The 18,575-nt window shown below is 55.0% G+C and carries 10 protein-coding genes; 7 read left to right on the top strand and 3 right to left on the bottom strand.

Annotation, left to right across the window (positions count from 1 at the left end; translation table 11 throughout):
- The first annotated feature begins 32 nt into the window (after positions 1-32).
- The 3 genes from F0P93_RS12345 (at position 33) to F0P93_RS12335 (ending at position 2,585) form a co-directional block, all read left to right on the top strand.
- The gene (locus tag F0P93_RS12345; RefSeq protein ID WP_150876730.1) at positions 33-467 is read left to right on the top strand and encodes an Xre family toxin-antitoxin system antitoxin; all 435 of its coding nucleotides are present in this window, start codon (positions 33-35) and stop codon (positions 465-467) included.
- A 2-nt stretch (positions 468-469) separates the two neighbouring features.
- Complete coding sequence (locus F0P93_RS12340; RefSeq protein ID WP_150876729.1) at positions 470-937, top strand: RES family NAD+ phosphorylase; 468 nt, start codon at positions 470-472, stop codon at positions 935-937.
- A gap of 304 nt (positions 938-1,241) precedes the next feature.
- The gene (locus F0P93_RS12335; RefSeq protein WP_150876728.1) at positions 1,242-2,585 is read left to right on the top strand and encodes a Gfo/Idh/MocA family protein; all 1,344 of its coding nucleotides are present in this window, start codon (positions 1,242-1,244) and stop codon (positions 2,583-2,585) included.
- 8 nt (positions 2,586-2,593) lie between these two features.
- Here F0P93_RS12335 and F0P93_RS12330 read toward each other — a convergent pair whose 3' ends face one another.
- Positions 2,594-3,184 carry a YdeI/OmpD-associated family protein gene (locus tag F0P93_RS12330; RefSeq protein ID WP_150876727.1) on the bottom strand — a complete coding sequence of 197 codons (591 nt, stop codon included), beginning with the start codon at positions 3,182-3,184 and terminating at the stop codon, positions 2,594-2,596.
- A 3-nt stretch (positions 3,185-3,187) separates the two neighbouring features.
- A complete protein-coding gene (locus tag F0P93_RS12325; protein WP_150876726.1) occupies positions 3,188-3,646 on the bottom strand; it encodes a GNAT family N-acetyltransferase in 459 nt (152 codons plus the stop codon).
- A 145-nt stretch (positions 3,647-3,791) separates the two neighbouring features.
- Between F0P93_RS12325 and F0P93_RS12320 the strand changes: the two genes are divergently transcribed.
- From F0P93_RS12320 to F0P93_RS12310, 3 genes are all read left to right on the top strand, one after another.
- Positions 3,792-7,820 carry a hybrid sensor histidine kinase/response regulator transcription factor gene (locus tag F0P93_RS12320; protein WP_150876725.1) on the top strand — a complete coding sequence of 1,343 codons (4,029 nt, stop codon included), beginning with the start codon at positions 3,792-3,794 and terminating at the stop codon, positions 7,818-7,820.
- A gap of 180 nt (positions 7,821-8,000) precedes the next feature.
- Complete coding sequence (locus F0P93_RS12315) at positions 8,001-14,330, top strand: putative Ig domain-containing protein (RefSeq protein ID WP_191908795.1); 6,330 nt, start codon at positions 8,001-8,003, stop codon at positions 14,328-14,330.
- Positions 14,331-14,556: 226 nt separating this feature from the next.
- Entirely contained in the window at positions 14,557-14,823 is a 267-nt protein-coding gene (locus tag F0P93_RS12310) for a hypothetical protein (RefSeq protein ID WP_150876723.1), read from the top strand.
- A 9-nt stretch (positions 14,824-14,832) separates the two neighbouring features.
- Here the strand turns inward: F0P93_RS12310 and F0P93_RS12305 are convergent, their stop codons facing one another.
- Positions 14,833-17,556 carry a hybrid sensor histidine kinase/response regulator transcription factor gene (locus F0P93_RS12305; RefSeq protein WP_150876722.1) on the bottom strand — a complete coding sequence of 908 codons (2,724 nt, stop codon included), beginning with the start codon at positions 17,554-17,556 and terminating at the stop codon, positions 14,833-14,835.
- A gap of 358 nt (positions 17,557-17,914) precedes the next feature.
- Here F0P93_RS12305 and F0P93_RS12300 point away from each other — a divergent pair, with 358 nt between their 5' ends.
- Positions 17,915-18,370 (top strand): cold-shock protein, encoded by a 456-nt coding sequence (locus tag F0P93_RS12300; protein ID WP_114406920.1) that lies wholly within the window; start codon positions 17,915-17,917, stop codon positions 18,368-18,370.
- Positions 18,371-18,575 lie beyond the last annotated feature (205 nt).

Raw genomic sequence — 18,575 nt, 5'->3', positions numbered from 1 at the left:
GTGTAGTTATCTTAGTGAAAAAGTTCACTCGTATGGCTACCGTCGCTTCTACTCCGGGTTCTTTTCGGAATCAACTCGCTCCCTCTCGCTCGTTTACCGAGCAGGAGATTATTGCGCGCAGTCGACAGGGCGTTTTGCGGTCGGAAGCCGATCGGGTGGCTCAACTTGTTGGCTTGACCGACAAAGAGGTCGCTGCGGCTTTGGGTTTATCCGCCAGTTACCTGCACCGTCAGAAAACCGACCAGCGGATCAGTCAGGATGCTTCCGAGCGGTTGCTGCTGCTCGAAAATCTGCTGTATCATGCGCTGGATACCTTCGATCAGCGGACGGCAACGGTTTTGGGGTGGCTTCGTACACCATTACGAGAACTTGACAACCAGACTCCACTGCAAACCCTGGATACGGTTACGGGCTATACGCTGGTTGATCGGGTGTTGGGTCGAATCGATCACGGTATTTTCGGATAGGCATGGCGTTGGTGTATCGCGTTGTCCGCCAGAAATACGCCGACCGGCCTTTGGATGTAGCAGGAACCCGGCTGAACGGCGGCCGCTGGAATCCACCCGGTGTCGGTATTCTTTATACCGCCGAGCATCCCGCGCTGGCTTTGGTAGAAATCCTGGTTCACATGCCGCAGGTACCTTACGAACACTTGCCGTCCTATCGTCTTTTCACGCTGGAAATTCCTGAAAACAGCCAGCGCATGGTGAAGCCGGAGGAGTTGCTGCCGTATTGGAACGAAAACACCTATGCCAGAAGCCAATACCTCCTTCAGGATTGGCTGACAAAACCGGATACGCTGGCTTTGGGAGTTCCTTCGTCGGTATTACCAGCCGGAATCAACTACCTCCTGCACGCCAGTCACCCTCAGTTTGCCGATATTCGAATCGTTGCAGAATCGGATCTGGTGATCGATCCCCGGTTGCGGAATGGATGATGTCCTGCCAGCTTTCCATTTTGTCCGCGGTCTTCAAGGCCGGAAAGCGTAAACCGAATGTTGAAAATCAGTAGCAAAGACAGTATTTTTCTTGACCAGTTGGCTTCTTTATACTGTTAGGATTTTCGCTTTTTGCCCCTAAATCCCCTAAAGGGGACTTTTTACATCCGGATTTAGCGTGTCCAAGTCCCCTTTAGGGGATTTAGGGGCAATTTATAGTACAACAGAATTATCAGGCAAAAGTCCTAAATGTACTGGATGGCCGACGTATCAGCATCCATCAATCTTAAGCAACTTGTTTTCAATGGAGAACTCCAGAAGAGATTTTATTAAAAAAGCCGCCCTAAGCACCGCCGGAATCACTTTTGGCGGGATGGCGACGGGCCTGTCGGCCAAAAGTTACGCCAAAGTGATCGGGGCCAACGAGCGGCTGAACGTCGCCATTGCCGGATTGGGTCGGCGGCTGGGCGCGTATTACGAACCCATTTCGAAAAAAGACAGCAATGTCGAACTGGTGTATTTGTGTGACGTCATGCAAAAACAGCGGGAAGCGGGGCTTCAGAAGTTTTCAAAGTTTATCGACTACAAACCGAAGCTGGAAAACGACATTCGGAAGGTGATTGCCGACAAAAATGTGGACGTGCTGATCAACGCGACGCCCGACCATTGGCACGCACCGGGTACCTGGCTGGCCGTTCTGGCGGGCAAGCACGTGTACGTCGAAAAACCGTGTAGCCAAAACCCCCGGGAAGGTGAAATTCTGGTCGAGATCCAGAAAAAATACGGCAAGATCATTCAGATGGGCAACCAGCAACGCTCAGCGCTGGAGTCGATCGACGTGATCAGCCAGATTCACAACGGTGCCATCGGTACTCCCTACAAAGCGGTTGCGTTTTATACCGCCAACCGGGGCGAAGTACCCCTGCCGAAAGCGGCACCCGTTCCGACCGGGCTGGACTGGGAACTGTTTCAGGGTCCGGCCCCGCGTCGACCGTATACGCACGACACCTGGGATTACAACTGGCACTGGTACGGCTGGCACTACGGAACCGCCGAGAGTGGCAACAACGCGACGCATGAGCTGGACGTAGCCCGCTGGGCGTTGCAGGTAGAATTTCCGGAGCACGTAGCAGTTGAAGCTGCCAAACGGCATTTTCTGGAGGATGGCTGGACCATGTATGATACGATGGACGCTACCTTCCGGTTTCCGGGCAACAAAATCATCAAGTGGGACGGCAAAAGCCGGAATGGCTATAAAACCTACGGCAGCGACCGGGGCACCGTCATTTACGGCAGCAACGGCAGTGTGTACGTCGACCGCGACGGCTACCGGCTATACAACCGCGAGGGCAAGATGGTGAAAGACAGCCAATCGAAAGGGTCGGAAGCCGGCACGGCACTGGGCGGTGGCGGTGACATGTCGACCCGGCACGTCGTGAACTTCTTCAACGCCATTCGCGGAAAAGAAAAGCAGAATTCGACCATCGACGATGGGGCCAAAAGCACGCTGCTTTGCCATTTGGCCAACATCTCCTTCCGAACCAACAAGGCACTGGAGATCGACTCGAAAAACGGGCACATCCGCGACAAGGAAGCTATGAAACTGTGGAGCCGGGAGTATGAAAAAGGCTGGGAGCCGCCCATTTAACCAATTGGCTATTTTGGTTTCGGAAAATTGGCTTTGAGATTGTCAGCGGCCAGTCGAACGGTTTCTTCGATTCTTTTTTGCCGGGTTTCCATTTTTTTTGCGTTTAAAATCCATTCTAAAATCCCGCGTTTGGCAGAACGGGCAAACTTGCTCCAGTTCTCGAACGCGGGATTGTTTTTTTCAAAGGCGGCTTGAAGGTCTTCGGGAATGGTGAGGTTCTCAACGTCGTCCAGGGCGGTCCACGTACCGTTTTGTTTGGCAAGTTCGATGGCCTTCAAACCCGCTTCAGCGATCAGGCCTTGCGCGTTCAGCCGTTCGACTTTTTCTTTGTTTACCCGGCTCCAGTTGCTTTTCGGGCTGCGTCGGGCAAAAAACTGGTAGTAGCTCTCGGCGTCCCGCGTATTGGCTTTGCTGTCGATCCAGCCAAAACACAGAGCTTCGTCCACGGCTTCCGAATAATACACGCTCGGTTTACCGGTTTCTTTTTTGAAGATGATGAGCCAGACCGATTTTTCGGTGGCGTGGTTTTGTTCCAGCCAGGTTCGCCAGTCGCGTTGGCTGGGGGCATAGAATGTTGGGATACCGTCTTTTAGCTCCATGATCTATCTCAAATGTAATTTCATCCCTTCGTGGGAGTCGACAAAACCGAGTGATTCGTAAAACCGGATCGCATCCGGGCGTTTTTTGTCGGTGGTTAATTGAACCACGTGCGCCCCTTTGGAGCGGGCGCGTTCAATGGCGTAGTCAAAAACCGCTTTCCCAATCCCCTGACCGCGGTAATCCGATTTAACCCGCACGGCTTCGATCTGGGCACGAATACCGCCCTGATAGGTCAGGTACTGGATGAAACTCAGTTGAAACGTGGCCACGATTTCCGCATTCAACTCCGCTACCATGAGTTCCTGGTACGGATCGCCGACAATGCGGGCGAAGGCTTCGGTGTAAGTCTTTGGCAGGGGCAGTTCAAAACGCTCGCGGGAGGTTCCCAGCTTGTCGTCGGAGAGCATTTTTACAATTTCAATCAGGTCAGATTCGGTGGCTAATCGGCAGGTAATTTCCATAAATTTGTAGAGACGTCGTTTGATACAAAAATCGACGATTGCATGGGTTTTTACTCATAAAATAGTGTTGTTTCAACATAACTTTGCTAACAGAAAGTCTCTTTGGCACGGTTTTGCGTATTTATAATGACAAAATCAGTTTCGAATGCGTTTCCTGATCGTTTTCATTTTTTTGCCGATTGCCCTTTTTGCCCAGCCGAAAGGCTGGCAGGAGATTACGATTTCCGACGGCCTGTCGCAGAGCATGATTTTCGACATCGAGCAGGACCAGAAAGGATTCATCTGGGTGGCTACCAAAGACGGGCTCAACCGCTACGACGGCCACAATTTCAAGGTTTTTACGCACGATCCTTACAACGATTTTAGTCTTTCGGGGGATAATTGCTCAGCCTTGCTGATCGACAGCCGCCAGCGGCTTTGGGTGGGCACGGTCACCGAGGGGCTGAATTTGTTCGACGACCGAACGCAGCGGTTTTACCACATCAACATCAGCGACCAGACGAGTTCGAATGCGGGGAACTATGAGGTCCGCACTCTGGCCGAAGACCCCGAAGGCAACATTTGGGTGGGAACGTACACCAACAAGATCTTCAAAATCAGTTTACCGGCATCGCTCCGGAATCAGTTGCCGGGTCAGGCGGACCTGACGCGACACGTCCGGATTCAACCCATTGCCATACAGGAGAAAAAGATCAATGCGTCATCCCTCTACTTCAATTTTCGACCGGACGGACAGGGGTTACTGGGCGCAGCTTATGGCGTTTTTTCATTTAACTGGCGAAATCCTTCGCAGGCTACCAAACTGAGTCTGTTTGGGAATGGCGTACTGGATTTACATTCGGTGTATGAAGATCCCCGCCAGGGCTTCCGGTTTGCATCGACCAGCGATCACATCAAAGGCTGGTTCAAAGGGCAATTGAGAACCATTGCATTGCCCAAAAAAAAGTATTTTGGGGTACAGCTATACGCGATGGATGTGCAGACCATCGCCATCGCCACCCCCGACCATATGTGGCTGATGTCGCCCGCCGAGCTTTTCCGGCAGGATAGTCTGACTGCTCAGAAGGCCTTCGTAGCTTTTCCGCCCAACGTCTACAGCATTACGAGTGTTTTAAAAGACCGAACCGGAATGTTCTGGTTCGGTACCAGCGGCTACGGGCTGCGAAAATTTAACCCCAAAATCAAACAATTTCATTCGTATTTACCCAACACCACCCTCTCCAATCTGTACGTCGACCGGCAGGGGCACACCTACGCCCGGTTTGAGTTTTCATATTGGAAACTCGACCGCACCCACAACCGGCTTCGGCCGTTTCTGGATCAGAACCTGCCCGAAGCCGACCGTCGACAGCGGTATCTGATGCAGGACCGGACCGGTACCTACTGGATTTCCAATGTCCATTTCGAAACGCATGAAAACCACTTGTTCAAGTTTTCACCGGACTGGAAACTCCTCAAAAAATACCCGCTGCCTGCCAATACTTCCTTCGGGTTTTTCGGTAATCAGACGATTGAAGACCAGGCCGGAAACCTCTGGATTGGCGCGACCAATGGGAAGTTGCTCCGGTTTTATCCGAAAACCGAGACGTTCGAGGTGTTCAACTACCAGGCCCTGATGCCCCAAAGCGGTTCCGAAATTGAAACCTACGCGTTGTATTTCGATAGGAACGGAACCCTATGGATTGGTACGCAGAAAGGGCTCATCAAAGTGATGAACGCCCGGAACAAACCGGTTTTTTCGATTTATAAAAACAGCAAAACCAACCGGCAGAGCCTGAGCAACGATTTCGTATCGAGTGTGATCGACGATCCCAACGAACCGAATCGGTACCTCTGGATTGGAACGAAGGGTGGGGGGCTGGAGCGGCTGGACAAACAAACGGGGTTGTTCGAGCATTTTACCGAAGCCCGGGGATTACCCAACAAAGTAGTATACGGTATTCTGACCGATGGCTCTAAGAACCTCTGGCTGAGCACCAATCGGGGGTTGGCCCAGTTCAATCCGAAAACCTGCCTGTTTCGCAACTACACCAAGGCAGACGGCTTGCAGGACGACGAATTTAACACCAGTTCCTACTTCAAGACCGTGTCGGGCGAACTGCTCTTCGGAGGCATCAATGGGCTGACGACCTTCCGGGCGGAGGAGGTCGGTATGACGAGCCCTGGCAAACCGCTGGTGAATATCATCGGACTGAAAATCAACAACGAAACCGTTGAGGTAGGAAGTCCCGGAGGCATGCTGTCGCAGGCCATCGAACAGACACCAACGCTCGAACTGGCGCATGATCAGAATCTGGTTACGCTCGAATTTGGGGTGATGGATTACATCAACCCCGGTAAAAACCGCTACCGCTACCGGCTGGCGGGCATCGATCGCGACTGGGTGGAGGCCGGTACCAACCGCTTTGCCAATTACGCCCACCTGCCCGACGGCAGCTACCGGTTTGAGATGATGGGGTCGGCCGACGGCGAGGTCTGGAGCAAACCCGTCGAACTCCAGATCCGGGTTCGTCCGCCGTTCTATCGGACCTGGTGGGCCTATTCCCTTTATCTGCTGGTGCTGGCCGTGATTGGCTGGCAGTGGTATCGCTTTCAGATGCAGCGGTTTGTACTCCAGCAACAGGTCGTTTTTGAGCAGAAAGAAGCCAGTCGGCTGGCCGAACTGGACGCGCTCAAAACCCGGCTTTTTACAAACATTTCGCACGAATTCCGGACGCCCCTGACGCTGATTCTGGGCCCCATCGAACAACTGGTTCAGGAATACGCCCACGACATCCGGTTTCCGCTCATTCAGCGGAGTGCCACCCGGTTGCTCAGTCTGATCAACCAGTTGCTCGACCTGAGCAAAATTGAAGCCGGCCAGCTTCAGCCCGAATTGCGCACCGGCGATCTGGTCGCTTTTTTCCGGATGCTGGCCAGTTCGTTCGGTTCACTGGCGGAGAGCCAGAACATTGCGTTTAGCGTTGTGCAAACCGAATCGACTTTCCAGGCGGATTTTGACCAGGACAAACTCGAAAAAATTGTCACCAACCTGCTTTCGAATGCCTTCAAGTTTACGCCGTCCGGGAAGGCGGTGCGCATGGAGGTGAACTACTCAGCTCAGTCCGGAAAAGAGGGCGTGGTGGTCACGGTCGAAGACACCGGAATCGGCATTGCTCCGGCACACCTGGGGCGCATCTTCGAGCGGTTTTATCAGGTCAATCGCCCGTCCATCCGAACCTACGAAGGCTCCGGAATCGGTCTGGCACTGGTCAGCGAACTGGTCCGGGTACTGAACGGAACCATCACCGCCACGAGTGCCGAAGGCGTCGGCACAACGTTCATCGTGACCTTGCCGCTGGTGACGAAAGCGGTGGAAATCGATTCCGTTGCGCCCCGGATTCAGGCTCCTGCCCGCCCGGCTTTGCAATCGGCCAGTTCGGAGAATATTCTGCTCATCGTCGACGATAATGCCGACATCCGGTTGTATGTCCGGAGCATTTTTGAAACCGATTACCAGATTGTCGAAGCCACCGACGGGCAGGAAGGACTGGAAAAAGCTACGGCCCTGCTACCGAATCTCGTCATTTGCGACCTGATGATGCCCCGGCTCGACGGCTTCGGGTTTTGCCGGGCGCTGAAAACCCAGGACGCTACCAGCCACATTCCGGTGGTAATGCTCACGGCCCGGGCCACCGTTGAAGACCGCATCGAAGGCTTTGAAATCGGGGCCGACGCCTATCTGACCAAGCCCTTCAATCAAGCCGAAATGGTCGCCAGAGTGCGGAACCTGTTGCAGAATCAAAGCCGGTTGCGGGCTTATTTCAGCGGAAGAGCCGGATTAACTCTGCCGGGCGATGGGCCGGGAAAGACCAAAGAAGAGGTTTTTTTGCAGAAAGCGAAAGCCGTTATTGAAAAGCATCTGACCGACAGCAGCTTTAGCGTTGAGCAGCTCGGAGAAGAACTGAACCTGAGCCAGCGGCAACTGGTGCGCAAATTGAAAGCCCTGACCGACCAAACCGCCGTGGAGTTTATCCGCAATCAGCGGCTGGACCACGCGGCTGAACTGCTCCGGATGGGTAACGCCACCGTGTCGGAAGTCGCCTATCAGGTGGGCTTCGAAAGCCTCTCGTATTTTACCAGGGTATTTCAGGACAAATACGGCGTGTTGCCTTCCGCCTATACACAGATCTGAATGGGTCTGCTACTTTTAAACCTTCTTCCGCCCCGCCAGGGGCTTTTTTATGCTTTTCCGGGTGATTTGGTAAAAAGGAGCTAAGGATTGTCGGATTTGAGCTAACGGGAATTGATCATATGATGTCAGTTTTGCATGTCGAACCGAACCCTATTCTTGTCCTCTTTTTACAATATGACTATGAGAGCTAAATCTTTACGTTTCCTCTGGCTGCTTCTGGCGACAATCGGACTGTTTGGCCAAACCGGTGTTCAGGCCGGAACTGTTATTTTTGGAGACGATAGCGGTGAACGGACTCATACCCTCGTCCCTCCGGACATTACCACCCAACCGGTTTCGCAAACGGTGTGCAGCAGCAATCCGGTCAGCTTTTCGGTCGTCGCCACCAACGCGACGAGCTACCGGTGGCAGCGTTCCTATGACAACACCTTCAACTTTCCTTCTAATCTTAGCAATACCGGTATTTACAGCGGTGCCGACACGCCGGTGCTGACGATCTCATCCGTTTCGGATGTAACTGGAGCCTACTTTCGCTGCGTGGTGGCCAACGGCGGTGAATCCACCAATTCGGAAGGGGTGCTGCTAACCGTGACGACCTTACCCACGGCGACGATTTCCTATGCCAATTCGTTGTTGTGTACCAACGGTAGTCAGCAGGGTGTGTCGCGTTCGGGCAATAACAGCAACGGAGGAGTCTACAGCAGCAGTCCCTCCAGTCTCTCGCTCACCAGTGATTTTGGCGCAGTAATGCCCGGGAGCAGTACGCCGGGTAGTTACACGGTTACCTACACTGTACCGGCGCGGGGAGGCTGTCCGGTGGTGACGGCCACGACTACGCTGACGATAACGGCCCCGCCGACCTTTACGGGCAACGCGGTCACCCAGCCCACCTGTGCTACGTCAACGGGTACGATTAGCGTAACGGCGACGGGCAGCGGCACCATCGAGTATTCGCGCAACGGCACCGACTGGCAATCCAGCGGAACCTTCAGTGGATTGAATCCGGGTGGCTACACGATTCGCGCGCGCTCGTCGGCCAACCTCACCTGTACCCGAAACATCACGTTCACGGTGAATGCGGCTGCTGTCGTTACGGTGAGCAATCCAACCGTAACGACAGCAACAACGGGGTCGGGTTTCACCCGGAACTTCACGGCTTCGGGCGGTACCGGACCCTATAGTTATTCGGTGGCCAGCGGCACTTTGCCCAACGGACTCAGTTTGGCTCCGACGGGCGTTTTATCGGGAACGCCCACGGAGGGGGGAAGCTTCACGATTACGGTTCGGGCCACGGGCAACGATGGCTGTTCGGGCGTCGGAGCACCGTATATTCTGGATGTAACGGACATTCCGGTTGCCGTGATCACTACCGGGCCGGTTTCGCAGACCGTTTGCAGCACCAGTCCGGCTAGTTTCTCGGTAGCTGCCACCAATGCAACCAGCTATCAGTGGCAGCGCTCTGCCGACAATACCTTCAACTTTCCTTCCAACCTCTCCAATTCGGGCGTCTACAGTGGTACCGACACACCGGTGTTGACCATCTCGTCGGTTTCTGCCCAGAATGGCTACTACTTCCGCTGTGTGGTGAGTAACGAAGGAGGTCCCGTGAACTCAAGTGGGGCTTCCATCACGGTAACGACGCTTCCGACCGTCACTATTTCCTATATCAATCCGCTCTTGTGTACCACCGGTGGCACGCAGGGGTTGGTAACGCGCTCGGGGCTCAACAACAACGGCGGAACTTACAGCAGCAGTCCCACGAGTTTATCGCTCAGCAGCAGTTCAGGCAGCGTAACGACCGGGAGCAGTACACCGGGAAGTTACACGGTGACCTACACCGTGGCGGCCAATGGGGGATGTCCGGTCGTGACGGCCACGACCACGTTGACAATAACGGCCCCGCCCACGTCGGCGGGTAGCAGCGTTACCCAGCCAACCTGTGCCACCCCAACAGGCACCATCAGTGTAACGGCGACCGGCAACGGCACCATTGAGTATTCGCGGAACGGCACCGATTGGCAAACCAGTGGCTTGTTCAGCGGGTTAGATCCGGGTTCGTACGTCATTCGGATTCGCTCGTCGGATAACCTCACCTGTACCCGGAACCTGGGCTTCACGATCAATGCGGTTCCTTCGGGACCCACGGTGGGTAATCCTGCCGTGACAACGGCGACAGCGGGTACGGCTTTCAGTCAGACCTTTACGGCGTCGGGCGGCACATCACCCTACAGCTATTCGGTCGCCAGTGGCACCTTGCCCAATGGACTCAGTTTGGCAACCACCGGGGTTTTATCGGGAACACCCACCGAAAGCGGCAGCTTCACGATCACGGTTCGGGCCACGGGCAGCAACGGCTGTTCCGGCCTGGGTTCGGCGTATGTACTGATCGTAGGAGACGCCCCCTCCGCCGATTTATCCATTACCAAAACCGACGGCGTCTCAAATCTGGCTCCCGGCACCCCGACCACCTACACCATAACCGTCAGCAATGCCGGGCCGCTGGCGGTAACCGGGGCAACGGTGACCGATAATTTTCCGGTCTCCATCCCCTCGGTAGCCTGGACTGCAACGTTTGCCGGCGGAGCATCGGGGACGGGATCCGGAACCGGAAACATCAGCCAGCAGGTGAATTTGCCCGTGGGTGGTTCCGTGACCTATGTGGCAGTTTGTGAAACAAGTTCGACTTCAACCGGCAGTTTGTCCAATACCACATCGGTCAGTACGCCCGGCGGTATAACCGACCCCAATCCCGAGAACAACAGTGCCACGGATGTGAATAGCCTGACTCCTTCGGCCGATCTGGCGGTTACTTTTTCCGACACCCCCGATCCGGTTGGTGCGGGCAATAACCTTACCTATGCCGGACAGGTCAGCAACCTGGGACCCAGCACCGCCAGCACAGTGCAGTTGTCGATTCCGCTTTCGGCCAGCACCACGTTCTTTTCGCTTATCGCACCGGGTGGCTGGAGTTGTACGACGCCGTCGGTGGGGACAACGGGGACGGTTTCCTGCAGTCGGGCCAGTTTTCCAACCGCTGGTACCGCCAGTTTTACGCTGGTTGTGGCAACCGTGCCGGGATCGGAAGGCAATATTCTAACGACCACCGCAACGGTATCGTCTGGTATAACGGACCCCAATTCGGATAACAACACGGCTTCGGTCAGTACGTCTGTGGTATCGGGTAGTGCCGACCTGTCGAACCTCACCCTGAGCGTCGGGAGCTTCTCGACGGCGTTTTTTCCAAGTGTTACCAGTTACTCGGCTACCGTCGGCAATGCCACCAGTAGCCTGACGGTGACGCCTACGTCAGCAAACAGCAACGCGGGCATTCAGGTCCGGGGCAACGGCGGGAGTTATGGTTCTGTAGCCAGTGGCGCGGCTTCTGATCCGCTGGCGCTCACGGTGGGGGCCAATTCCATCGAGGTGCAGGTGACGGCGGAGGATGGTGTAACGACCAAAACGTACCGGGTGACGGTCACCCGGGGCGTGGAGACGCCTACTATTGGCACCCAGCCGGTTTCGCAGACGGTGTGCAGCACGAGTCCGGTGAGTTTTTCCGTAGCGGCCAGCAATGCCACCACATACCGGTGGCAGCGGTCTGTCGATCATACGTTCAATTTTCCCAACAACCTGTCGAATTCAGACGGTTACAGCGGGACCGATACGCCAGTGCTGACGATCTCGTCGGTTTCAGGAATCAACGGTTATTACTTCCGCTGCGTGGTCAGCAACGGGGGGGGAGGAACCAATTCGGAGGGGGCATTGCTGACCGTGACGACCTTGCCGACTGCGTCCATTGGTTATAATAATACGGTATTTTGCAACAATACCAGTGATCTGGGGCTGGTCACGCGCTCGGGCCTGGGGAGCAACGGCGGAACCTACAGCAGCCATCCGTCGAGCCTTTCAATTAATAGCAGTTCGGGAAACGTGACGCCCAGCAGCAGCCCCGCTGGCAGTTATACCATTACGTACACCGTTCCCGCCAGTGGTGGCTGTCCGGTCGTGACTGCCACGACCACGCTAACGGTTGTGGCCCCGCCTACTTTTGTGGGCAATCGTGTTACGCAGCCTACGTGTGCCTTACCAACGGGCACGATCAGTGTGAGTGCGACCGGGAGCGGGGAGATTTCATATTCGCGAAACGGGACGGACTGGCAACCCGGCGGAGTGTTCAGTGACCTGACGCCAGGCCAGTACTTTATCCAGGCGCGGTCGTCAGACAATCCTGCTTGTGTACGAACGTTGCTTATGACGGTGAATGACGTCCCTTCGGCGCCCACAGTGAGCAATCCGGCCATAACGACAGCCACAGTAAGTACGGTTTTTAGCCAGACCTTTACGGCGTCGGGCGGCACATCACCCTACAGCTATTCGGTGGCCAGTGGCACCTTGCCCAGCGGACTCAGTTTGGCAACCACCGGGGTTTTATCGGGAACACCCACCGAGAGCGGCAGCTTTACGATCACCGTTCGGGCCACGGGCAACAACGGCTGTTCGGGCCTGGGTTCGGCGTATACCATAACGGTCGGGCAAGCCGCGCCTTTCATCAGCGGTTTTGCGCCCAGCCCCACTGCGGTTTGCGTGGGTAGCCCGGTGACGTTTACCGCCACCATTGCCAACCTAACCGGCAGCTATTCCTATACGCTTACCTCCCTCTCCAACGAAGACATTCTGTATACCGGCACCAGCAGCAACCCGAACTTTAGTCAGACCATATCAGCTCCCGCATCGGGGCAAACCTTCGAGCTGGAAGTGATCAACAACGGAATGCGGGCAACAGCCACCCAATTCCTGACAGTAAATGCGCTGCCAGTGGCGACCTTGGTCGATAACGGGCCTTTAACCTGCGGACAAACCTCGGTCACTCTCACCGCTTCGGGCGGCACTAGCTACACGTTTGCCAACGGCAGTGGCGTCGTGGGTACACCCGGTGAAACAAACACGGTGCTGGTCAGTAGTCCAGGTACCTATTCGGTCACGGTAGCGAACGCCAGCGGCTGTACGGCCTCGGCCAGTGTCCAGGTTAGCAGCAATATCGTATCGCCGTCGGCTCCCAACTTAACCAGCACCACCGTTACGCAGGGGGCGCCCCCGGTAACGCTGACCGCCGACAATTGTGCGGGTACACTCACCTGGACCGGACCCGGTGGTTCTTCGGGTATGGGACCCATCACCGTTGCCACTTCCTCGCCCGGTACCTTTATCTATGAGGCTACCTGTACCGTGAATGACTGTGTCGGTGATCCCGCCAGCGTGACGGTCGTCGTGGCGGCTCCTGCTGTTACCGGTTCGTTCGACGGGTTTATTTACGGAGCCGACTGCGCCACCTTCCGGGGCTGGGTCTGGGACCGTAACAAACCCAATGTTGTCATCACCATTGACATTCTCGATGGCGCGACGGTGATTGCCACCATTCCGGCGGGTGAATTCCGGCAGGATCTGCTCAATGCGGGCAAGGGCAACGGGCGTCATGCGTTCTTCTGGCCCATTCCCGATGCGTTGAAAGACGGTTTGCCCCACAGCCTCTCGGCCCGCGTAACGGGCAATAGTTTCGTGCTGAAAGATTCGCCAAAGGTGTTGATTTGTGAATCCAATACCAGCCCGGATGGCAATAAACCGCCCCAACCCCCAACGCCGACGGTGCTGATTGCTCCGCTGGTGGCTCAGGTGGGCGTACCTTTCTCGGGAACTCTGGTGGCTTTCACGGACCCCGAAGGTGGATCATTGAGCTATAATCTAAGCGGTTTGCCAGCGGGGTTGAGCCTGGAGATGCCCAACCGCATCATCAGTGGGACGCCCACGGAATCGGGGACGTTCGTGCTGACCTATCAAGCCACCGACGGACCGGGAGCTTCCAACAGCGTGAGTTTTCAGTTGACGGTCAACCCGGCCGAGACGACGACGGTAACGGGCAGTTTCGAAGGGTATCTGGACAAACTGGATTGTGGCGGCATCCGGGGCTGGGTCTGGGATCGCAACAAACCGAACGCGCCGTTGACGGTAGAATTCTATACCGAAAGCAGTCCGGGAACCATCACGGTTCTGGGCAGTACGCTGGCCAACATCTACCGGCAGGATCTGAAGGATGCGGGTAAGGGCAACGGGGCCCATGCCTACAACTTTACGCCCCCGGGCAGTGTGACCAACGGCACACCGGTGCTGGCCCGGGTGCTGGGCTCCAGCTTCGTGCTGAAAGGCTCGCCAAAAGCCTATCAGTGTGCCGGAGCGCGCTTGTCGGCGGAACAGAAACCGGTTTTGGAGGTGGCGGTTTTGGGCAACCCGATCCACGATCACCTGGATCTGGTGATTCGGGGGGCGGAGGGACAGCCACTGACGGTGCAGGTGATGGATGTGCAGGGGCGGTTTTTCGGTGAACACCACGTGGGCCGGGCGGGTATAGTGGAACAGGCGCGGTTATCGGTGGCGGGTCAATCGGCGGGGTTGCTGGTGGTGCGGGTGCAGGTGCCGGGTCAGGTCAAAACTATAACCGTTCTGAAGACCAATTAAAGCGGAAAGCGGGGCGGCAACGGTTGCCGCCCCGCTTTCCGGAAAATCTTTTTTTCCGGAAAGCGTCATCCGGCGAAAATGAGCAAAAGAATGTCGGATTTGGGTTAACACAAATTGGCCGTTGAAAGTCAGCTTTGTGGTAGAAAAACACGTTCATTTTTCACCACTTTTCGGTCATGCTATGCAAAACAACGCCGGTTTTTGCCGCTCTTTTCAAGCCTGTCGAGTGAGATTGACGTCGACGGTTTCAGGCTTGAGTCTGCTTGTTTGGGGTCTGCTTTGTGGTCAGACCATCCTGTTGGCAATCGTTCAAACGATGAATGACAAGGCGGTTTGCCCGGTGGATCACGGTCTCTTGTGTGATGTGTACATGGGGATTCCTTCCCACGAAAAAAGAGGAAAAATGGTGGACTCGTCTCCGCCCCGGGGCGCGTCGGCCACGGCTGAAAAGGTGGCACCGGGCACGATTGTAAAGATCCTTAAAATGGCCTGAAGTGCTTTTTCAAACCCCGACCGGCGATTTGCGGTATTCCGAAGGCGTCTGCTTCGTGTGTTGCTTAAAGAACGTCGTGAAGTAGGCGGGTGAACTAAAGCCGGTTTCACCGGCGATTTCCGACATGGCTTTGTTGGTCTCCACCAGCAACACCTTGGCTTTTTTCAGGCGGATTTCGGTGAAATACTCATTGACATTTTTATCGAGCATGGCCTGGACTTTCCGGTAGAGCTGAACGCGCGAAACGCCCATTTCGCGGCTCAGTTGCTCAACGCCAAACGACGGATCGGCCAGGTTTTGCTCGATGAGGGCGGTGAGTTCATTCAGGAATTTTTTCTCCTGGCGGTTTTCCGTTTTCGTCAGGTAATCACCCATATACCGTTTCTGCCATTTTTCCCGGTTGTTCAACGCCGTCCGGATCGTTTCGAGCAGGTACGTAATCAGAAACGGTTTGGCGATGTAGGCATCGGCTCCGGCGCGGGTCCCTTCGATGCGGTTTTCCATCTGACCCTTGGCCGTGAGCAGAATAACCGGGATGGTCGAGGTTCGGAAGTCGCTTTTAATGCGCTGGGTCAGTTGCAAACCATCCATCCCCGGCAGCATAACGTCGCTGATGATCAGGTCGGGTATGGTTTCCAGAATGGTCTCCCAGCCTTTTTCGGCGGTTGTTTCGGCCACGACCTCAAATTCTTCACGGAGCCGGGTGGTCAGGTATTGCCGCAACTCGTCATGGTCTTCGATGAGCACCAGCGTACCGGTTTTTCGGGAAACCGGGGCAGCAGGGCTGGCAGGGATCAGCGTGCCTTCGTCGTCGTCCAGCAACAGCGGGAGCGTTCGGGTATCGGGGATTTCTTCCTGTTGGGTCGGGTCCAGATGCGCATTGCCCAAGGGCAGCAGAATGGTGAAGGTGGTGCCCTGGTCTTTCTCCGAGCGGACGTCGATTTCGCCGTAATGCAGGTGAACAAATTCCCGCGAAAGGGCCAGGCCGACGCCGTTGCCGAGGTTAAAATGTTTGGGAGCCGTATAGAACAAATCAAAGGCGTGGGCCTGTTCTTCGGCGTTCATGCCCGCTCCGTTGTCCTGCACCTGAATCCGCGCCCGGTTGTCGCACAGATCGACCCGAACGTGAATGAGCCCGCCTTTCGGGGTGTATTTGAACGCATTCGACAGCAGATTGAACAGGACTTTATCCAGTTTTTCGCGATCGAACCACACCATGAGCATCGATTGTGCGGGAATGAATTGCAGGTCGATGTGGTTTTTCTCGGCTTTTCGGCGAAAATCACTCACAATATCCCGGATAAACGCCACCAGATCCTGTTCACCGGCCTGCAAAAGCAGTTTGCCGGCGTCGGTTTTTCGCAAATCCAGCATCTGATCAACCAGCCGCAACAGGCGGTACGCGTTTTTTCGAATGAGCGATAAATTCGTTTTGAGTTCGTAGGGGTTGACGGTTTTCTTCGCCAGCAGGTCTTCGGCCGGAGTCAGAATCAGGTTGAGGGGCGTGTTGAACTCGTGGGAGATGTACGAATAAAACCGCAGTTTTTCTTCCGTTGCCAGCCGGGCCTGGGCCGATACAGCTTCGATGCGGTCTTTCTGTTCGCTGATTTCAACGTTTTGTTTGGCCAGAATCTGGTAAGCCGCCTGTTTCTGCCGAACCAGATACAGGGCCCAGGCCCCGAGCAGAATGACCACAAACAAACTGGCCAGGGTGACATACAGCGTGTTGCGCTGGGTCAGATAGGTTTGTTTCAATTCGTCGATTCGCTGGCTTTGTTTTTCAATATCCTGCTGCTGGCTGAGGAGTTTGTCGCTCTGGGCTTTGATGGCCCGCACGTTGGACGCGTCGATCTGGATCGAATTGAGGGTCGTTTCGCGCCGGACGGCTTTACCCGCCAGCACCTGCACGGCGGTTTCGATGGCTTCCTCCCCGCCGGTCGGATACAGAAACGAGGCTTTCAGGAGTCCGTCGGTCACGAGTTGCATGCCGCCCTGTGGACCAGGGAGGGCGTCGATTCCGACAAACTCAAGCTGACGCGTCAGGCCGTGTTGTTTGCAGACTTCGTAGACGCCGAGGGCCATGACGTCGTTGTGGGCGAAAACCAGGTCGGCTTTTTGAAGGGCTGCGAGGTTGGCCTCAGCCCGATGGCGGGCCGTGTCGCGTTCCCATTCGCCGTCCAGTTCGGCCACCACGCGGATTCCGGGAAACCGGGCGAGTTGTTGCTGCAAACCGCGGTGGCGTTCCTGAGCGGGCGACGAACCGGCCAGCCCTTTCACCTCGATCACGGCACCTTTTCCCTTGAGGTGATTCCCGATGAACGCACCGGCCAGCCGCCCAATTTCGAAGTTGTCGCCCCCGATGTAGGCGTTGTAGGATTCGGAATCGATCCGCCGGTCGAGGACAATAACCGGGATGCCTTGCTTAAAAACCGCATCGACGGCTTTGGTGATGGGCGCGGTTTCGTTGGGCGAAATAATCAATAAGTCAATGTCGCGATTGGTAAGTGATTGAATTTGCGCGATCTGTTTCTCGGTACTGTTGCCCGCATCCTCATACAAGAGGGTATAATCGGGGTGAAACGACAGCGCCCGTTTCATGTCACTGAGCATGGTTTGCCGCCATTGGTCGGCGCCGGTACACTGTGAAAAGCCAATGGTAAATTTCTTGCCCTGCGGTTTCGAACAGGAACTCCCAAAAATGAAGATGAAAAACAAGAAGAAACTATATTTCATCTTTTTCTACTATTAATACTATTAATCCGGCCTAATCAAAAGTAGGAGTATTCTCCGTGAAATCAAACTGCGTCCCCGCCCGGTTTTCAGGGATTTTGGGGCACTGGCACATTCATTCCATTCGGGAGAAAACCCGTATAGGTGGCTAAAAAGGCAACTCATCTTTTCTTTTGAAGGCAATCCGGTTGATAATGAACTTATTTGCCGGGAAGGGGATTAAAAATATAGTACCTTGCCTGTCAGAATGCCGCTTCCCTGCCAGATCCCAGATCTTCTCCGATCGAAAAAGCCTCCGGATAGACGGGAAAGCCCTGTAATGCAGCTAGAAAGTATTTTCCACTAAAACAACCACCGAATTATGGGTAGAACTCAAGAGACGTTTAATAAAAAAGAGAAAGAAAAGAACCGGCAAAAGAAGAATAAAGAGAAGGCGGAAAAGAAAGAGGAGCGGAAAGCCAATTCGGACAAAGGAAAAGGTCTGGACGAAATGATGGCGTATGTCGATGAAAACGGTAATATCTCGTCGTCGCCCCCGGATCTTCGGAAGAAGAAAACGATCAATACGGAAGATATACAGATTGGGGTTTCCAGACAAGAACCGGGTGTCCCGCAGGAAGTTATCAGAAAAGGTACGGTTACGTTCTTTAACGAATCGAAAGGCTACGGTTTTATCAAGGATCAGGAAACGCAGGATAGTGTTTTTGTACACATCAGCGGTTTGGTCGACGCGGTGAAAGACGGCGACAAAGTAACGTTTGAAGTGGAAATGACCGCCAAAGGTCCCAACGCCCGTGATGTGAAGAAAGCCGTTTGAGACGGTTTTGGAGCAGCACGTTGAAAATCTTCGATTAGCAGAAACCCGGCCTGAGTGTCGGGTTTTGTTTTTTTGTGGTGGTGCCATCACGGTGTCAATGGCCATGTCGGTGTCGATGTTGACGTCGGTGTCGTGTCGATGTCATGCCGGTGCCATGCCATAGCCATAGGGCGATGCCCTATGCTAATGATAATGCCCCGTTGGG

This window comes from Larkinella humicola, assembly GCF_008727875.1.
GTDB classification, from domain to species: domain Bacteria; phylum Bacteroidota; class Bacteroidia; order Cytophagales; family Spirosomataceae; genus Larkinella; species Larkinella humicola.
The sequence above is the reverse complement of the archived record's forward strand: the minus strand, read 5'-3'. Positions and strand labels throughout refer to the sequence as shown.

Coding starts and splice junctions, on each gene's coding strand:
- F0P93_RS12345 (WP_150876730.1), top strand. CDS start 33: ATGGCTACCGTCGCTTCTACTCCGGGTTCTTTTCGGAATCAACTCGCT.
- F0P93_RS12340 (WP_150876729.1), top strand. CDS start 470: ATGGCGTTGGTGTATCGCGTTGTCCGCCAGAAATACGCCGACCGGCCT.
- F0P93_RS12335 (WP_150876728.1), top strand. CDS start 1,242: ATGGAGAACTCCAGAAGAGATTTTATTAAAAAAGCCGCCCTAAGCACC.
- F0P93_RS12330 (WP_150876727.1), bottom strand. CDS start 3,184: ATGGAGCTAAAAGACGGTATCCCAACATTCTATGCCCCCAGCCAACGC.
- F0P93_RS12325 (WP_150876726.1), bottom strand. CDS start 3,646: ATGGAAATTACCTGCCGATTAGCCACCGAATCTGACCTGATTGAAATT.
- F0P93_RS12320 (WP_150876725.1), top strand. CDS start 3,792: ATGCGTTTCCTGATCGTTTTCATTTTTTTGCCGATTGCCCTTTTTGCC.
- F0P93_RS12315 (WP_191908795.1), top strand. CDS start 8,001: ATGAGAGCTAAATCTTTACGTTTCCTCTGGCTGCTTCTGGCGACAATC.
- F0P93_RS12305 (WP_150876722.1), bottom strand. CDS start 17,556: ATGAAATATAGTTTCTTCTTGTTTTTCATCTTCATTTTTGGGAGTTCC.
- F0P93_RS12300 (WP_114406920.1), top strand. CDS start 17,915: ATGGGTAGAACTCAAGAGACGTTTAATAAAAAAGAGAAAGAAAAGAAC.